Below are 16,108 nucleotides of genomic sequence, written 5' to 3'. Positions count from 1 at the left end.
CGGCCGGTCGGTGCCGCCGCCATCCAGCGTGCCATGAGCTGCGGCGTGGCTCGGCCGGTCGGGTGCGGCCGCCCCCCTCGGCGGGGCTTCGCCCCGGCCCTGCCCGGGGCGCTGAGCGGAGCTGGGCTCCGGGCACCCTGCGGGGCTACGGCGGAGCAGCGCTCCTCGGCAGGGCCCCGCCCGTGGGAGCGGGCTCCGGTGGGGCGGGGGTGTGGCCGCTGAGCGGGGTGTTCCGGTGTGCCCACCCGTTCCGCCCTGCGGAACGCCTGCCCACACCGCGGGCGGAGCGCCTGCCCACACCGGGGCGGAAGGCCTGCCCACACCGGGGCGGGGTTCAGAAGGTGGTGCCGAAGGCGTCGGTGTCGGAATCCGAGTTGTCGGAGGTTTCGTTGGTGCCCTTGCGGAGGGATGCGAGGTCGGCCTTGATCGTGTTGACCGGGATGGCGAAGCCGAGGCCCACGCTGCCGGCCTTGGAGCTGTCGCTCGCCGGCGAGTAGATCGCCGACGGCATGCCCACGATCTCCCCGTTCATGTTGACCAGCGCGCCGCCCGAGTTGCCGGGGTTGAGGGACGCGTCCGTCTGGATCGCCTTGTACGAGGTCGTGTTCGCCCCCGTGTCGCCGTTGAACTGCTGACCGTCGAAGGAGAACGGCCAGCCGTCATCGCCCCGCGGCCGCTGCCGCTGCTGCGGGGTCTCCGACTTCGGCACGTTCACCTCGCGGTTGAGCGCCGAGACGATCCCGCTGGTCACGGTGCCGGTGAGCCGGTCCGGGGAGCCGATCGCGACGACCTGCTCGCCGACCTTCAGGCCGTCCGAGTTGCCGAGCTTCGCCGGCCGGAGCCCCTTGGCGCCCTGCAGCTTGATCAGCGCGAGGTCCTTGTCGGGGTCGGTGCCGACGATCTTCGCCGGGTACTTCTTCCCGTCGCTCATCGTGACCTGGATCTCGCTCGCGCCGCTGATCACGTGGTTGTTGGTGACGATCTCGCCGTCCTCCGTGATCACCACGCCGGAGCCGGTGCCCTGCCCGCCGCCGCTGCGGGTGTCGATCCGTACGACCGACGGGCTGACCGCCTCCGCGACCCCCGCGACCGTGCCCACCGAGGACTGGGCGATCGGGCTGCCGGAGAAGACCCCGCCCGAGCCGGGCGAGCCGCCCAGCAGGTGCTGTACGGCGGTGGCGGTGCCGCCGCCCACCACCGCCGCGGCCAGCGCGACCGCGACGAGCAGCGCGACCGGCCGCTTGGCGCGGGCGGCGTGGCCCGCCTGGGCGGGAGCCGCGGTGTGCGGGGCGGCCGGGACGGTCTCGCCCGGGATGACCGGAGGGAAGGGAGCGGCCGGAGGCCGGTGCGCCTCGTACCAGCCGGGCGCGGCCGGCGGCGGCTGGTACGGATCGTGGGCGGGCGGGGGCGGGTACGCCCCGGCCTGTGCCTCCGCCGCGTCGGCGAAGTACCTGCCGCCGAACGGCGCGGCCTGGGACGGGCTGTTCTCCTGCGGATACTCGCCTTCGCGGCGGTGGCTCTCGGTCATGGTGACGACTCTGTCCGCCGTTCATGAGAGGTTCCTGAGTGCGGGCTGAGAAGCCCGACAGAAGGTTGTGGCCCCGTATGAGTGCGCTGCTCAGCGGAACGCGGCCGCGTTGTGTGCCGCCCACAGGGCGAACGGCCGGGCCGGACGCCCCAGCACCCGCTCGACGTCGGCGCTCACCCGCCGTTCCGCCGCCGAGGGCTCGCCCAGGACGTCGAGCGTGCCGTCGGCCACCGGCGCCGGCATGAACGCCAGCAGGTGCTCCCGGGCCTGCTCCCGGCTCAGCTCGGTGAAGCGCACCTCCTCGCCGATCGCCGCGCCGATGGCCCGGGCCTGCTCCCGCGGGGTGATCGTTTCCGGGCCGGTGAGTTCGTACGTACGGCCGGCATGGCGTGCCCGGTCGCGCAGTACGGCGGCCGCGACCTCGGCGATGTCCTGCGGGTCGACGACCGGGAGGCCGGTGTCGCCGAACGGTGCGGCGACCGTACGCCCCGTCCGTACCGGCTCCGCCCACGCGTGGGCGTTGGACGCGAAGCCTCCGGGGCGCAGCACGGTCCAGTCGAGCCCGGACCCCCGTACGGCGGCCTCGAAGGCCCGCAGATGGGCGTGCGAGGGCGCGCCCGGCCGGGTGCCGGTGACCTGGGAGGACTGCAGGACGACGTGCCGTACGCCGGCGGCCCCGGCGGTGTCGAGGAGGGCCTGCGGGTCGAGTCCCTCACCGCCGCCGGCGATCAGCAGGTAGAGGGCGTCGGCGCCCTGCAGCACCGGCCGCAGGCTGTCGGGCGAGGCGAGGTCGGCGGCCCGGTGGCGTACGTCGTCGGCGGCGTGCCGGGACACGCCGACCACCTCCTCGCCGCCGGCGGCGAGCGCCTCGACCAGCGGGCGTCCGACGTTCCCGGTGGCACCGGTGATCACGATCATGACTGTCTCCGTTCGACTCGGTCGGTCTGACGTGATCAACACTCGACGGTGAACTGGCCATCTTCTGGCCACTTTTCCGGGAGGATCGTTCGCATGCGAGCGGATCGGCTGATGGCGGCCCTGTTGTTCCTGCAGACGCGCGGACGCGTGACGGTGGCCGAGGTGGCGGCGGAGCTGGAGGTCTCCGAGCGGACCGCCCGCCGCGACCTGGAGGCCCTGGCCGCGGCGGGCGTGCCGGTCTACGCGACCCGGGGGCGGGGCGGCGGCTGGGCCCTCGTCGGGGGCGCCCGCACCGACCTGACCGGCCTGACCGAACCCGAGATCCGGGCGTTGTTCCTGGTCACCGGCCCCTGGTCGGACTCGCCCGAGCTGCGTACGGCATTGCGCAAGCTGGTCCGGGCGCTGCCGGCGCCGCTGCGGTCGGGCGCGGAGGCGGCGTCCCGGGCCCGGGCGGGCGACAGCACGGACTGGTCGGGAGCCGACGCGGTCCCGGCGGCCGGACCCGCTCCGGCCGCGGCGGAGGCGCTGGAGCGTGCGGTGGTGGACGGCGTGCGGGTCCGGCTCGGTTACGCGAGCCCCGGCCGGCCGGTCCGGGTCCGTACGGTGCACCCGCTGGGCCTGGTCACCAAGGCGGGCGCCCGCTACCTGGTGGCGAAGGACTCCAACGGTCCGGACCTGCGCATGTACCGGCTGGACCGGGTCGCCTCGGCGGAGCCGACCGGGGAACCGGTGGACCGCCCCGACGGCTTCGACCTCACCGCGGCCTGGCGGGAGCTGGCGGGCCGGATGGAGGAGCGGCTGGCCGCGGCCACGATCCGCATACGCGCGGACCCTGACGCGGAGGGCCTGCTGCGGCGCCTCTTCGGCAACCGCCTGCGGGTCCTGGGGACCGGCCCGGAAGGCCTGTCCGCCGAGCTGGACGGCCCGTCGCCGGAGGTGGTGGCCGCGCAGCTCGCCGGCCTGGGCTCCCGGGTCGAAGTCCTGGCTCCACAGTCGGCCCGTGCCCACCTGGCCCGCCTCGCGTCAGAGCTGACCCGTCTGTACGGGCCTTCCGAACCGGACCCCGGACGGTCCGAGGCGGAGCACGAGCGGAGGGGGACGGGGGTGGAGGCTGGGGGTGTCCGGGACACTCAAGCGTGATTTGTGGCGCGCCCCCCGCTCGGCAGCCGGACCCGGCTCAGCGCGCCGTAAATCATGCCGTCCCGGACACCCCCAGCCGGAGCCCCCGGCCCCCGGCCGACCGGTCCGCCGGGTCCGATGGGTCCGCCGGGGCAAAGCGGGGCAGCGTGCGCTCGGCTGAGCAGGGGAGCGGTGCTCGGGCTGGGCCGGGCAGGGAGCGGGGCTTCGGCGGGGCGGGGGTACGGCCGCTGAGCTGGGCGTTCCGGTGTGCCCACCCGTTCCGCCCTGCGGAACGCCTGCCCGCACCGGGGGCGGAGCGCCTGCCCACACCGGGGGCCGAGCGTGTGCCCGCACCGGGGGCGGAGCGCCTGCCCACACCGGGCGCCGAGCGCCTGCCCGCACCGGGGGCGGAGCGTGTGCCCACGTCTGGGCGGACTTGCCCGTTGCGGGCCCCGAGGGCGGAGCCCGCAGGGGCAACGCGGAGCCCGCAGGGGCTATGCGCAGCCGCAGCTGCGGCGGATGACCAGGGCCGAAGGGAACTGCTTCAGGCGCTCGCGGCGGGAGCCGGCCACCCGGAGGGCGTCGTCCAGCACCAGGTCCACCGCCGCCCGGGCCATCGCCGGCCGGTCCGAGGCGATCGTGGTCAGCGGCGGATCGGTGAGCGCCGCCTCCTTCACGTCGTCGAAGCCGGCCACCGCGAGTTCGCCCGGCACGTCGATCCGCAGCTCGCGCGCGGCCCGCAGCACGCCGATCGCCTGGTCGTCCGTGGCGCAGAAGATCGCCGTCGGGCGGTCGGGCCGGGCCAGCACCTCCAGGGCGACCCGGTAGGCGTCGTACCGGTTGTACGGGGCCTCGATCAGCCGGCCCTCGACCGACCGCCCGGACTCCACCATGGCCCGCCGCCAGCCCTCGACGTGGTCGGCGACCGGGTCGCCGACCGAGGGAGTGTTCTCGATGCCGCCTATGCAGGCCACGTACTCGTGCCCGTGTTCCAGCAGGTGGCGCGTGGCGAGCTGGGCGCCCCCGATGTCGTCGGTGACGACCGCGACGTCGTCGATCGCCTCGGGGCGCTCGTGCAGCAGCACGACCCGCGCGTCCCACGCCTCGATCTCGCTGGCGGCCTGCTCGCTCATGCCCTGGCTGACCAGGATCAGGCCGGAGACCCTCATCCCGAGGAAGGCCCGCAGGTAGTGGACCTCGCGCTCGGTCCGGTAGTCGGAGTTGCCGACCAGCACCATCTTTCCGCGCTCGGCGGCGGCCTGCTCGACCGCGTGCGCCATCTCCGCGAAGAAGGGCTGCCGGGCGTCCGGGACGATCATGCCTATGAGGTCGGTGCGCCGCGAGGCCATCGCCTGGGCTACCCGGTCCGGCCGGTACCCCAGTTCCTTGATCGCAGCGAGGACACGCTCGCGCGTGGCCGGGGCGACCGGCCTGGGTCCGTTGTTGATGACGTACGAAACGACGGCGGTCGAAGTACCCGCCAGTCGTGCTACGTCATCCCGCGTCACCTTGGCCACGCGCGAAGTCTACGCGGGGTGACCTACCTCTGGGCAGGCCGTCCTGCGGACTGGACCCCCACCGGGGCGTCCAGATCGTCGTCCGCCATCCGGGGGACGGCGCTCGAAGCCTTCGCCGAGGCGGACTTCCGCGCTTCCTCGGCCGCGCGTTCGACCTTCTCGGGCGACGAGACGAAACGGTAGCCGACGTTCCGCACGGTGCCGATCAGGGACTCGTGCTCGGGGCCGAGCTTCGCGCGCAGCCGCCGTACGTGGACGTCCACCGTCCGGGTGCCGCCGAAGTAGTCGTAGCCCCAGACCTCCTGCAGCAGCTGGGCCCGCGTGAACACCCGGCCGGGGTGCTGCGCGAGGTACTTCAGCAGCTCGAACTCCTTGAAGGTCAGGTCCAGCACCCGGCCCTTCAGCTTCGCCGAGTACGTGGCCTCGTCGACCGACAGGTCGCCGTTGCGGATCTCCATCGGGGAGTCGTCCGAGCCGAGCTGCTGCCGGCCCGTGGCCAGCCGCAGCCGCGCCTCCACCTCGGCGGGGCCCGCGGTGTCGAGGAGCACGTCGTCGATGCCCCAGTCGGCGGTGACGGCCGCCAGGCCGCCCTCGGTCACGACCAGGATCAGCGGGCACCCGGGGCCGGTGGAGCGGAGGAGCTGGCAGAGGGAGCGGACCTGCGGCAGGTCACGCCGGCCGTCGATGAGGATCACGTCGGCGCCCGGGGTGTCGACCAGGGCCGGCCCCTCGGCGGGCGCCACCCGGACGCTGTGCAGCAGCAGGCCGAGGGCGGGCAGCACCTCGGTGGACGGCTGCAGTGCGTTCGTCAGCAGCAGAAGGGAGCTCATCGCGCCGACCCCCTCGCCCGGGTGATCGCACGTTCGTGCAGGAATGGCTGGCCCATCACGTCGGTTCCTCCTCGGTCCCGTCGAGGACGTGCTCTTGCTCTTGCTCTGTACGGCTGCGGTCCCCGCGCCCTGAGGCCCGCATGGATTCCACTGTTCGCACTGTGTTCAACGTGCAGAAAGCACAAAAGGACCCGGGGGGCTACGTTGCCCGGATCCTCTTCCTGCCCAGAATAGCCCGCCGGGCCTTCTCCGGCCGAGGGCGTTGGGGCCACCAGTTCTGTGGTCCGCACCACCCCGAGGGGCCCCGCCGGGGGCTTCCGGCGCTGCTCGCGACCGGTTTCACCGGTTCGGCGGCCCCCCGCCCGGGAGTGCCGGAGCGCGTCGGCGCACGGGGGGCGCGTGGAGGCACAGCCTGGCCGACGGCGCGAGGCGTCATCATGGAGCCGACGGCACGGGGCCGACGAGAGGAGTCGCAGTGGCAGCGGGAACCATCCGCTACTGGGCGGCGGCGAAGGCCGCGGCCGGGACGGCGGAGGAGCCGTACGCGGCACGGACACTGGCCGAGGCGCTCGACGCCGTGCGCGCCGCGCACCCAGGGGAGCTGTCCCAGGTGCTGCGGCGCTGCTCGTTCCTGGTGGACGGGCACCAGGTGGGCAAGCGCGGCCATGACGAGGTCCTGCTGACCGAGGGCGGCACCGTCGAGGTCCTCCCGCCGTTCGCGGGCGGGTGACCGGCCCGCCATGAGCAGTCCCGATCAGCAGCACCCCGAGCAGTACGGCCACCCGCAGCAGCCGGGGCACCCTCAGCACCCGCAGCAGCCGGGGCACCCTCAGCACCCGCAGCAGCCGCAGGAGCCGGGGCACCAGCCGCCGCAGGAGCAGCAGTACCCGCAGGAGCAGCCCTACCCGCAGGGTCAGCAGTACCCGCAGGAACAGCACCCGCTGCCGCAGGACCCGTACGCCACCCAGACCTGGCAGAGCCAGACCTGGGACACCATGTACCAGCCGGCGCTGGGCGCCCTGCCCGGCCAGGGCCAGGCCCCGGCCCCCGAGCAGGCACAGCCGCTGGCGGCCCCGGACAGCTGGTTCCGGGACGAGCCGGCGGGCGGTCAGCCCGCCGGTCAGCCCGTCGGCGGGCCGGTACCGCAGCCCGACCCGTGGTCCGCCCAGCCGTACCGGTCGCAGGCCGCCGGACCGGGCGAGACCCCGCCACAGCAGGCCCCGCAGCAGTCCGTGGCCCCCGAGAGCTGGTTCCGGGACCCGGCGCCAGGTGACGCACCGGCCCAGGTGCCGCAGCAGTCCCAGGCTCCCGGCGGCGACCCGGCCGCGTACGCCGACCCGTACCAGGGCGCGGGGACGGCGCCCGCCCCGGGCCAGGCGCCGTACGGAGCGCCCTACGAGGACCCCTACGCGGTGCCGGGCGGGACGCAGGGTGCGGCCGCCGCGGAGACCGCCTACCTGCCGCCCTACCGGGAGGAGCAGGCCGATCCGGCGCAGCAGTCCGCGGCCCCCGTGGCCCCGGAGGGCTGGTTCCGGGATCCGGCGCCCGCCGCCCAGGCCGCCGATCCCGCCGCGGCCCAGACCGCGTACCTGCCTCCGGTGCAGGCCGACCCCGCAGCCGTGCCGCCGCAGGCCGCGACCCCGGCCGCGGCGGAGACCGCGTACCTGCCGCCGTACCTGGGGGCACCTCCCGGGCCGCAAGGCCCAGGGGGAGAGCCGCAGGGCGGGCCCCTGCAGGAGACCGGGCACACGGCCCGCGACGCCGCGGAGACGGCGTACCTCCCGCCGTACCCGGGCACCGGCACCGCCACGGGCGCGGACCAGGGCACGGGTGCGGGCGCGGCCATGGGTGCCGAGGCAGCCGCCCAGACGGCGTACCTGCCGCCCTACCCGACGTACGACACCCCCGATCCGGTCGCCGAGCCGGGCGCAGCGGCAGCGGCAGCGGCCGCGAGCACTGCCGGCACTGGCACGGGCGGAATCGGCATGGCAGCCGGAGCGGGCGCCGCGGCCGTTGCCGGGCACGCCGCCGATCCGGTCGCCGAGCCGGCCGCCGCCGAGGCCTACTCCACGCCCACCCTCGCCGGCACCACGCGCCCCACCCGGGACCCGAGCCAGGCGCGTGCCGAGGGCCGGTCGCCGATCATCGACCCCGGACCGCAGTCCGCGCTGCTCACCGCCGTGCTCGGGGTGTTGCTCGCAGCCGCCGCCGTGATCGGGGACCTGGCGCTGGTGGTGCCGCTGGTGCTGCTGCAGGGCCTCACGGCCGCGGGCTGGTTCCGGCTCAACGGCATGTGGCCCGCCCGGCAGGGCATCGCCCTCGCCTTCGCCGGCGCGGTCGCCGCCGACATCGCGGTGCTCGCCGTGGACGGGTCCCACGGCCCCGGTGCCGTCATCGGCACCCTGGGCGCCTGGGTGCTGCTCACGCTGGTGCTTCAGCTGCGCAGCCACGCCGACCCGGACGAGCGGATGTACGGCCTGATGGCTTCGGTGGCCTCCGCCGCCCTGGCGATCGTCTGCGCCGGCTTCCTGGCGGCGGACTCCGCCGCGGTGACCACCGGCGCGGCGGCGGTCGCGGTGACCGTGTTCACCCGCGCCCTGCCGCTGCCGCCCGCCCCGTCGGTCGGGGTCTCGCTGGCCGCCGCGGCCGGTGCGGGCCTGGCCGTGGGTGGTCTGACCTCGATCGGTGCCGGCGGCGCCCTGGTCGGTCTGGCCGCCGGGGTGTGCGCGCTGATCGGTTTGCGGGTGGCTGCATACGACTACCCCTCGAAGTTCGTCCACATGACTGCGGGGGTTGCCCTGCCGCTGGCCGCTGCCGCCCCTGCGGTGTACCTGATGGGGCGCGTGGTCAACTAGCCACCCGTACGTAAATGATCACGAGGGGGAACGGATGGACACGGCGACACCGGCAGGAAAGGCTCCGGGATCGGGCTCGGGATCGGCGTCGGGATCGGGTACGGGCGCTGCCCCGGGACCGATACCCGGGACCGGCCACGGGTTCGGTGCCGACGGCGGTGTCGGAAGCGTCGGCGGCAGCGGGGCGGGGAAGCCGGGGCGTGGCCTGCGGGTCGCGCGCGCCCTGGTGATCGCCGGGCTGGTGCTCGGCGGCCTGTTCGTGGCGGCCGACCGGCTGGCCGTGGGGTACGCGGAGGACCGGATCGCCGAGAAGATCCGCTCCTCCGGCCACGGCGGGGCCGACGGCACCGAGGTGGAGATCGACGGCTTCCCGTTCCTGACCCAGGCGATGAGCCACCGGCTGGACCGGGTCGAGGTCCGCCTCAAGGGCGTGCAGACCACCACCTCCGACGGCCACCGGATGCGCATCTCGCAGCTCGACACCCGCTTCCACGACGTGAAGCTGTCCGGCGACTACTCCGGCGGCACCGCGAACCGTGCCGACGGCACGGCGCGCGTGACGTACGAGGACCTGACCAAGGCGTCGAAGAGCGGGGCCACGGTCGCCTACGGCGGGTCGCCGGGCAAGGTGAAGGTGACCGCGGGGGTGAGCCTGCTGGGCCGGACGATCACGCGTAGCGTGATCTCCACCATCACCCTGGTCGACGGGGACACGGTCCGGGTGCGTGCCGATGAGGTGCCGGGGGAGGGGATTCCCGGGATCGAGGAGATGATCCGGGAGAAGACCGACTTCGACCGTGAGCTGGAGGGGCTCCCGGCCGGCCTGACCCTCTCGTCCCTGACCTCGGACAAGGACGGCCTGGCCCTCACCCTGACCGGCTCCCGGGTCTCCCTCACCTCCTCCTGACCTGCGTCTGCGCGGCCGCGCCGCAGTGTGGGCAGGCGTGCCGCGTCGCCACCTGCCCACACCTCGGTGGAGGCGCCGCCCACACCTTTCGCGGAGCCGCGCCCAGACCTTCGGCGGAGGCGCGCCCGCGCCTCGGCGGAGTCGCGCCCGCCCGGGACGGGTAGGGCTGCGGGAGGGGTCGGTTTCGGCCGCCGCAGGCGATCGTGGCCGCATAGTGAGACGCCCCGGTCCGATCCGTAGAAGCCCGGCCCCCGCGACCCGCTCCGGACCCCGCCCCCGCCTGCCGCGACCCGCTTCCGATCCCGACATGCGGACAATCCTGTCTCGACATATGACACGCCGGTGACAGTGCGGGCGGTTCGTCCCTACGATCCATGCCCATGAAGCGAATGCAGGCGGACCTCACGAAGCGGCGGGCAGTAGACCTGTGTCGCGTCGCCGCCATGCTCTGTCGCTGACCGAGCGCGACGCACACCGTCGCTCCCGACGCCGTACGACGGCCCCTTTCCCGCGTGCCCGCCGCCGCCTCCCCTCCCTACGCCTCCCCGCGCAGGAGCACCCGAGCGCACCCGGAGCCACGCACCACACGCAGCACCCGCAGTACCCGCAGGACACTGCACAGCCCCGCCGAACACTGCCCCGGAGGAGAACACCATGAGCCGCAGCGACGTCCTCGTCGACGCCGACTGGGTCGAGGCCCACCTGGACGACCCGAAGGTCGTCATCGTGGAGGTGGACGAGGACACGTCCGCCTACGACAAGAACCACATCCGCAACGCCGTCCGGATCGACTGGAAGCAGGACCTCCAGGACCCGGTGCGCCGCGACTTCGTGGACCAGGAGGGCTTCGAGAAGCTCCTCTCCGCCAAGGGCATCTCCAACGACGACACCGTCGTCCTCTACGGCGGCAACAACAACTGGTTCGCCTCCTACGCGTACTGGTACTTCAAGCTCTACGGCCACCAGGACGTCAAGCTCCTCGACGGCGGCCGCAAGAAGTGGGAGCTGGACTCCCGCGACCTGGTCGACGGCGCGGACGTCCCGCAGCGCGCGGCCACCGAGTACAAGGCCCAGGCCCAGGACACCTCCATCCGCGCCTTCCGCGACGACGTCGTGGCCGCGATCGGTGCCCAGAACCTGGTCGACGTCCGTTCCCCCGACGAGTTCAGCGGCAAGCTGCTCGCCCCGGCCCACCTCCCGCAGGAGCAGTCGCAGCGCCCCGGCCACGTGCCGAGCGCCCGCAACATCCCGTGGTCGAAGAACGCCAACGACGACGGCACCTTCAAGTCGGACGAGGAGCTCACCGCCCTCTACGAGCAGGAGCAGGTCGACCTCTCGAAGGACACCATCGCCTACTGCCGCATCGGTGAGCGCTCCGCGCTGACCTGGTTCGTGCTGCACGAGCTGCTGGGCCAGGAGAACGTCAAGAACTACGACGGCTCGTGGACCGAGTACGGCTCCCTCGTCGGCGTGCCGATCGAGCTCGGCGCCAACAAGTAATCACCGGGCAAGCGCGACCCGACGTAATACCTCTCCAGGACAGGACAGAGAACATGTGTGGAGCTCAGATCGGCGGACCCGACCTCTCGACGCTCAAGCCGGGCGAGACGGCCATCCAGGGCCAGGTCACCAAGAACGGCGAGCCGGTGACCGGCTACGTCCGACTGCTGGACTCGACCGGTGAGTTCACCGCTGAGGTCCCGACCTCGGCCACCGGCCAGTTCCGCTTCTACGCCGCGACGGGCAGCTGGACCCTCCGGGCGCTGGTCCCGGGCGGCCAGGCGGACCGCGCCGTGGTCGTCGCCGAGGCCGGCGGCGTGACGGACGTCGCGATCGCCGTCTGACCGGCGGCGCCGTCTGACGGACGGCACACAGAACGGCCGGAGGGCCGCACCCCAGGGGGTTGGACGCCACTGGACCGGGGTGCGGCCCTTCGCGCCGTCTTCTGAGCCCCTGCCCCTCCCTGCCGCTCTACGCTGGACACATGTACGCCCGACGCCGACGCGTGTACTTCCTGCTCATGGGCGGATGCCTCTTCCTCTTCGTCTCCGCCTGGGCCTTCGTGCGGCTGTGGTCGGTGGAGGCGGCCGTGGCCCTGTGCGTGGTGGCGATGGTCATCCCGCCGGTCGCGGCGGTCGTCGCGAACCGGCGCGGGCCGGACGACCGCTGGTGGGACGACCCCTCGGGCGATCCGCAGTCCGACGAGTGGTGGGACGAGCTGGACGGGAAACCGCGGCGCCGCGGGGATGCCGAACCGTGACCCGGGCGGATACAACCGCCTCCCCCCGGCAGAGGTCATGGGTGTGCACGGGTGAGGACACCCGTGGCTCACCGCCCCAGGGGGGATTCTTTGGAACAGCAGCACCCGGTCGACCTCGAACACCCGCCGGAACCGGATATTCCGGAGGCCGCCGCCGAGGCCGACGCCGACGCCGAGGCTCGGGCTGCCGAGGCCCAGGCTGCCGAGGCGGCTCCGGCGCGGCCCCGCCGCCGGGTCGCGCGTACGGCCGCCCTGATCGCGGCGGCAGCCGTCCTCGGCGTCGTGGCGGGCACGGTCACCGGGTACGCCGTCCAGATCGACCGCGAGCCGACCCCGCTGCCCCCGCTGGCCCAGCAGACCCTCGCCACCCCGAAGCCGGCCGCGGCCGAGGACTCGACCACCGCCGGAACGATCAACGCCAACCGGGGGCGCATCGGCAGCGACGACCTGAAGGCGGCCCTCCTGCCGGCCCCGGCCGACGCCGGGGACAAGTGGTCCGGCTGGGAATCCGTCGACATGTACGCGTCCGACGTCTTCGCGGACCCGGCCCACATGGTCGGGGAGCTGACGGAAGGCGGCCTCCGCCGGATCGCGACGAGCACCTGGAGCGGCGGCGACAAGGCCGTTGAGGTCCGGCTGCTCCAGTTCTCCGACCGGGAGGGCGCCGAGGACTTCCGGCGCGAGCAGTCCGGCTACATGTCCGACGACACCTACGCCGGCAACGAGGGCGTGGAGCTGCCGGGGATCCCCGGCGAGATCGGCCGGGTGTGGGTCTACGAGTCCGGCGGTGAGGCGCGGGCGGTCGTCCGGCGCGGAGACGTCGTCCTCGACCTCTCCTCCTACGTCCGGGACGGCAAGCCCTCCCGGACCACCGTCATCGACCTGGCCCGTCGACAGCTGGAGCGGCTGTGAACAACAAGACCATCGTGCGGCTCTCCGGCGGCGCCGCCGCGGTCGCCGTGCTCGTGTGCACGGGCGTCGTCGCGGCCGACGCGGTCGCCGACGCCGACCGTACGAGCCCCACCCGCTACTGGACGCCGGCGGACAGCCCCGAAGCGGTGGGCTCCGACACGCCCGAACCGCCGGACGCGGTGCCGCCGCACCCGCTGGCCGCCAAGCTGCTCCCGTTCACCGCCGCCTGGCGTCCCGGGCCCGACCTCGACGGCAAGGGCAACGACTTCTTCCAGACGGGGGACCAGGCGGTCGAACAGCTCAAGGAGAAGCGGAAGGGGCTGTCCACCACCCGCCGGGAGGAACGCGACCGGCAGCTGGCCGAGCTCAAGCTCAAGGGCGTCGCCAGCCGCACCTACACCGACGGGCAGGGGCTGGGATCGGTCGTCGAGACCCATGTCACCCAGGCCGACCCGAAGGCCCTCGCCCGGCTCGCCGAGATCGTCAGGGAGCGGCTGGAAGCCACCGGCGAGAAGGGCCGCACGGCGCCGACGGTCGAGGGCTGGCCGGAGGCCAAGTGCGCCGTGAGCAGCCTGCCGTCGGAGAACGACACGAAGATCGACGTCGTGGAGTGCGTGGCCGTCGAGAGCGAGCACCTGGTCTACCTCCGGGCCTTCGGGGGCACCTACTGGCATCCCGCGCGGTCCGTCCCGCTCTTCAAGGACCAGCTGAACCACCTGAAGTCCCCAGGGGAGTCCGCGTGACCGAGCCGACCACGCCACCACCCGCCGACCCCGCGGCCGCCGGGCCGACGCCCGAGCCGGCCCCCGGCGAGGCCCCCGCGCCGTCGGTTGCACCGGTCGCCGACCTGGCGGTCGGGCCGTCGGCTGCGCCCGTGCCCGATTCCGCCGCCGAGTCGACTCCCGAGCCCGCGGCCGCGCCCGCGCCCGTGCCCGCGCCCGAGCCCGAGCCCGCATCGGCGTCCGAGCCCGCGTCTGCCGCCGGGCCGGCAGGCCCGTACACGGCCGGCCCGCGGCCCCGCCGCCGTCTGCTCGCCGCAGGCCTCCGCTGGGCCGCGGCCGTGCTCGTGTTCGCCGCCGTCGGCACCGCCGTCGCGTACGGGATCACCGAACGCGAGCGGACCGACCTCCCCGGCCTGCGCACCGAGGCCGACGGCCGCTGGACGTACCCGGAGATCCGCCGTCCCGAGCTCCCGAAGGGCGCACCGCTGCCGTTCGCCAAGGACAACCTGGACGGCATCCACTACGCGGCCCTCCAGCAGCTGCTGCTGCCCGCCCCCGCGGGATCGGCGCCCGACCCGGCGCTGAAGACGGAGAAGGACGGCACCGTCTCCCAGGACGCCTTCCTCCGCGAGTACGCCGCCGACCACCGCGAACTGCTGAAGCAGGGCTTCCGGGACGAGGGGCTGCGGCAGATCGCCGGCCGCGGCTGGACCATGCCCGACGGCACCCGTACCCGCGTCTACCTGCTGCGCTTCCAGTCCTCCTCGTTCGTGGACACCTTCCGCGGCTGCACCACCTACGGTCTCGTCCCGGACGGCAAGCCGCTCCTCCTCGGCGACGAGCAGTGGACGGTCACCAAGGCCGGGGAGGGCAAGCGGAAGGGGTACGCGGTGGCGGCCGGGGACGGCCGTACGACGCTCAAGGTGTTCCAGGAGAAGCAGCCGTACGGCGAGGAGGCCATGCGGGCCGGCTGCATCCAGTCCGGCGACATCCAGGCCGTGCTCCTCCAGACCCGCAAGGGTGCCGAGCCCGCCGCCGTCCCGTTCCACCAGACGGTGATCCTCCAGAACCAGCTGCTGGGCTGACCGCCACACGGCGTACGGCCTACCTCACAGAGTGGGCCGGTCCCCGGGCCAGTAGGCTTGTGGACCGGCCCACCGCGCCACCCGAACCGAACCCCTCATCGAGGAGCACCCCGTGCTTGAGGCAGTCTTCACCTCCCTGCTGGTCCTGGTCTGCGTCGGCGTCCTCGCCTTCACCGTGCTGGCCGTCGCGAAGCTCTACCAGGGCCAGCGCTGACCCCTCGGTCCACCCATCCCTCCCACAGATCGCCTGAGCTGAGCAGCCACCCATGATCCAGATCCCGTCCGACCTGAACCCGGGCCTCGTCCCCCTCGCCTTCCTCCTCGGTACCTGGGAGGGCGCGGGCGTCTTCGACTTCCCCGGTGAGGAGAAGTGCAACTTCGGCCAGGAAGTCGTCTTCAGCCACGACGGCCGGGACTTCCTGGAGTTCACCTCGCACACCTGGGTGCTCGACACCGAGGGCAACAAGGTCCGCCCGCTGGAGTCGGAGTCCGGCTACTGGCGCATCGACAAGGACCGCAAGATCGAGATCGTCATGGTCCGCGACGCCGGTGTCGTCGAGGTCTGGTACGGCGAGCTCGCCGAGGGCAAGCCGCAGATCGACATCATCACCGACGCGGTCGCCCGTACCGCCGCCTCCGGCCCGTACAGCGGCGGCAAGCGCCTCTACGGCTACGTGAAGAGCGACCTCATGTGGGTCGGCGAGAAGGCCACGCCCGAGGTCGAGCTCCGCCCCTACATGTCCGCGCAGCTGAAGAAGGTCGTCACCCCCGAGGAGGTCGCGGAGATGGCGCGCAACCTTCCGGACATGCCGGACGACGGCATCGCCTTCTTCCGCTGATCCCCGGCGACCGGGACCGGCCAAGGGGATCGCGGGCCCTCCGCGATCCCCGCCCCGCCCTTACACTGGGCGGGTGGCGAGCACCGACTGGAAGAGTGACCTGCGGCAGCGCGGCTACCGGCTGACCCCTCAGCGCCAGCTTGTGCTGGAAGCCGTCGACACGCTGGAGCACGCCACCCCGGACGAGATCCTCGCTGAGGTGCGCAAGACCGCCTCCGGCGTCAACATCTCCACCGTCTACCGGACGCTGGAGCTCCTGGAGGAGCTCAAGCTGGTCTCGCACGCCCATCTGGGCCACGGTGCGCCGACCTACCACCTCGCCGACCGGCACCACCACATCCACCTGGTGTGCCGCGACTGCGGTGACGTCATCGAGGCCGACCAGCACGTCGCCGACGAGTTCATCGCCAAGCTCCGCACCACCTTCGGCTTCGAGACCGACATGAAGCACTTCGCGATCTTCGGCCGCTGCCGGAAGGACGCCGCCGCGCACCGCGAGGACTCCGCCGCGCACCGCGAGGACTCCGCCGCGCACCGCGAGGACTCCGCCGCGCACCGCGAGGACTCCGCCGGGCACCGCGAGGAACCTGCTCCGTAGACCAGTCGTAGGCTTGCC

17 protein-coding genes are annotated in these 16,108 nt (G+C 73.7%); 13 read left to right on the top strand and 4 right to left on the bottom strand.

All coding sequences use genetic code 11. From position 1 onward, the window contains the following. Positions 1–334: 334 nt before the first annotated feature. Positions 335–1,528 carry a S1C family serine protease gene (locus tag ACGFQ9_RS12620; protein ID WP_393573717.1) on the bottom strand — a complete coding sequence of 398 codons (1,194 nt, stop codon included), beginning with the start codon at positions 1,526–1,528 and terminating at the stop codon, positions 335–337. A 90-nt stretch (positions 1,529–1,618) separates the two neighbouring features. Then, positions 1,619–2,446 carry an NAD(P)H-binding protein gene (locus ACGFQ9_RS12615; protein WP_393573716.1) on the bottom strand — a complete coding sequence of 276 codons (828 nt, stop codon included), beginning with the start codon at positions 2,444–2,446 and terminating at the stop codon, positions 1,619–1,621. A gap of 93 nt (positions 2,447–2,539) precedes the next feature. Here ACGFQ9_RS12615 and ACGFQ9_RS12610 point away from each other — a divergent pair, with 93 nt between their 5' ends. Continuing rightward, the gene (locus ACGFQ9_RS12610; protein ID WP_393573715.1) at positions 2,540–3,586 is read left to right on the top strand and encodes a helix-turn-helix transcriptional regulator; all 1,047 of its coding nucleotides are present in this window, start codon (positions 2,540–2,542) and stop codon (positions 3,584–3,586) included. Positions 3,587–4,059: 473 nt separating this feature from the next. Here ACGFQ9_RS12610 and ACGFQ9_RS12605 read toward each other — a convergent pair whose 3' ends face one another. Both ACGFQ9_RS12605 and ACGFQ9_RS12600 read right to left on the bottom strand, forming a co-directional pair. Then, complete coding sequence (locus ACGFQ9_RS12605) at positions 4,060–5,082, bottom strand: LacI family DNA-binding transcriptional regulator (RefSeq protein ID WP_393573714.1); 1,023 nt, start codon at positions 5,080–5,082, stop codon at positions 4,060–4,062. 23 nt (positions 5,083–5,105) lie between these two features. Beyond that, positions 5,106–5,912, bottom strand: a complete 807-nt coding sequence (locus ACGFQ9_RS12600) for a winged-helix domain-containing protein (RefSeq protein WP_393573713.1) — start codon at positions 5,910–5,912, stop codon at positions 5,106–5,108. A gap of 475 nt (positions 5,913–6,387) precedes the next feature. Here ACGFQ9_RS12600 and ACGFQ9_RS12595 point away from each other — a divergent pair, with 475 nt between their 5' ends. The 12 genes from ACGFQ9_RS12595 to ACGFQ9_RS12540 all read left to right on the top strand — a co-directional run bounded on the left by ACGFQ9_RS12595 (position 6,388) and on the right by ACGFQ9_RS12540 (position 16,090). After that, positions 6,388–6,642 (top strand): MoaD/ThiS family protein, encoded by a 255-nt coding sequence (locus tag ACGFQ9_RS12595; protein ID WP_393573712.1) that lies wholly within the window; start codon positions 6,388–6,390, stop codon positions 6,640–6,642. 10 nt (positions 6,643–6,652) lie between these two features. Then, on the top strand, positions 6,653–8,767 hold the full coding sequence (locus tag ACGFQ9_RS12590; RefSeq protein ID WP_393573711.1) for a hypothetical protein: 2,115 nt from the start codon (positions 6,653–6,655) through the stop codon (positions 8,765–8,767). A gap of 205 nt (positions 8,768–8,972) precedes the next feature. Then, a complete protein-coding gene (locus ACGFQ9_RS12585; RefSeq protein WP_393573777.1) occupies positions 8,973–9,674 on the top strand; it encodes a DUF2993 domain-containing protein in 702 nt (233 codons plus the stop codon). Positions 9,675–10,048: 374 nt separating this feature from the next. Continuing rightward, the gene (locus tag ACGFQ9_RS12580; protein WP_389475332.1) at positions 10,049–10,132 is read left to right on the top strand and encodes a putative leader peptide; all 84 of its coding nucleotides are present in this window, start codon (positions 10,049–10,051) and stop codon (positions 10,130–10,132) included. A 196-nt stretch (positions 10,133–10,328) separates the two neighbouring features. Next, positions 10,329–11,174 (top strand): sulfurtransferase, encoded by an 846-nt coding sequence (locus ACGFQ9_RS12575; protein ID WP_393573710.1) that lies wholly within the window; start codon positions 10,329–10,331, stop codon positions 11,172–11,174. Between the two features lie 53 nt (positions 11,175–11,227). After that, the gene (locus ACGFQ9_RS12570) at positions 11,228–11,518 is read left to right on the top strand and encodes a DUF1416 domain-containing protein (protein ID WP_365113359.1); all 291 of its coding nucleotides are present in this window, start codon (positions 11,228–11,230) and stop codon (positions 11,516–11,518) included. A 140-nt stretch (positions 11,519–11,658) separates the two neighbouring features. Continuing rightward, positions 11,659–11,934 carry a DUF3099 domain-containing protein gene (locus ACGFQ9_RS12565; RefSeq protein ID WP_393573709.1) on the top strand — a complete coding sequence of 92 codons (276 nt, stop codon included), beginning with the start codon at positions 11,659–11,661 and terminating at the stop codon, positions 11,932–11,934. A gap of 90 nt (positions 11,935–12,024) precedes the next feature. Beyond that, on the top strand, positions 12,025–12,846 hold the full coding sequence (locus tag ACGFQ9_RS12560) for a hypothetical protein (protein WP_393573708.1): 822 nt from the start codon (positions 12,025–12,027) through the stop codon (positions 12,844–12,846). Continuing rightward, positions 12,843–13,589 (top strand): hypothetical protein, encoded by a 747-nt coding sequence (locus ACGFQ9_RS12555; RefSeq protein WP_393573707.1) that lies wholly within the window; start codon positions 12,843–12,845, stop codon positions 13,587–13,589. The genes ACGFQ9_RS12560 and ACGFQ9_RS12555 overlap by 4 nt, the downstream gene beginning before the upstream one ends. Then, positions 13,586–14,653, top strand: a complete 1,068-nt coding sequence (locus ACGFQ9_RS12550; protein WP_393573706.1) for a hypothetical protein — start codon at positions 13,586–13,588, stop codon at positions 14,651–14,653. The genes ACGFQ9_RS12555 and ACGFQ9_RS12550 overlap by 4 nt, the downstream gene beginning before the upstream one ends. Positions 14,654–14,919: 266 nt before the next feature. Next, entirely contained in the window at positions 14,920–15,492 is a 573-nt protein-coding gene (locus tag ACGFQ9_RS12545; RefSeq protein ID WP_393573705.1) for an FABP family protein, read from the top strand. A gap of 73 nt (positions 15,493–15,565) precedes the next feature. Then, complete coding sequence (locus ACGFQ9_RS12540) at positions 15,566–16,090, top strand: Fur family transcriptional regulator (protein ID WP_393573704.1); 525 nt, start codon at positions 15,566–15,568, stop codon at positions 16,088–16,090. Positions 16,091–16,108 lie beyond the last annotated feature (18 nt).

It is taken from the genome of Streptomyces sp. NPDC048603, from assembly GCF_043199475.1.
Lineage (GTDB): Bacteria > Actinomycetota > Actinomycetes > Streptomycetales > Streptomycetaceae > Streptomyces.
The sequence above is the reverse complement of the archived record's forward strand: the minus strand, read 5'-3'. Positions and strand labels throughout refer to the sequence as shown.

Bases quoted from the DNA above. Each gene is read 5' to 3' on its own strand.
- ACGFQ9_RS12615 (WP_393573716.1), bottom strand. From the start codon at position 2,446: ATGATCGTGATCACCGGTGCCACCGGGAACGTCGGACGCCCGCTGGTC.
- ACGFQ9_RS12620 (WP_393573717.1), bottom strand. From the start codon at position 1,528: ATGACCGAGAGCCACCGCCGCGAAGGCGAGTATCCGCAGGAGAACAGC.
- ACGFQ9_RS12565 (WP_393573709.1), top strand. From the start codon at position 11,659: ATGTACGCCCGACGCCGACGCGTGTACTTCCTGCTCATGGGCGGATGC.
- ACGFQ9_RS12545 (WP_393573705.1), top strand. From the start codon at position 14,920: ATGATCCAGATCCCGTCCGACCTGAACCCGGGCCTCGTCCCCCTCGCC.
- ACGFQ9_RS12580 (WP_389475332.1), top strand. From the start codon at position 10,049: ATGCCCATGAAGCGAATGCAGGCGGACCTCACGAAGCGGCGGGCAGTA.
- ACGFQ9_RS12570 (WP_365113359.1), top strand. From the start codon at position 11,228: ATGTGTGGAGCTCAGATCGGCGGACCCGACCTCTCGACGCTCAAGCCG.
- ACGFQ9_RS12575 (WP_393573710.1), top strand. From the start codon at position 10,329: ATGAGCCGCAGCGACGTCCTCGTCGACGCCGACTGGGTCGAGGCCCAC.
- ACGFQ9_RS12610 (WP_393573715.1), top strand. From the start codon at position 2,540: ATGCGAGCGGATCGGCTGATGGCGGCCCTGTTGTTCCTGCAGACGCGC.
- ACGFQ9_RS12600 (WP_393573713.1), bottom strand. From the start codon at position 5,912: ATGAGCTCCCTTCTGCTGCTGACGAACGCACTGCAGCCGTCCACCGAG.
- ACGFQ9_RS12590 (WP_393573711.1), top strand. From the start codon at position 6,653: ATGAGCAGTCCCGATCAGCAGCACCCCGAGCAGTACGGCCACCCGCAG.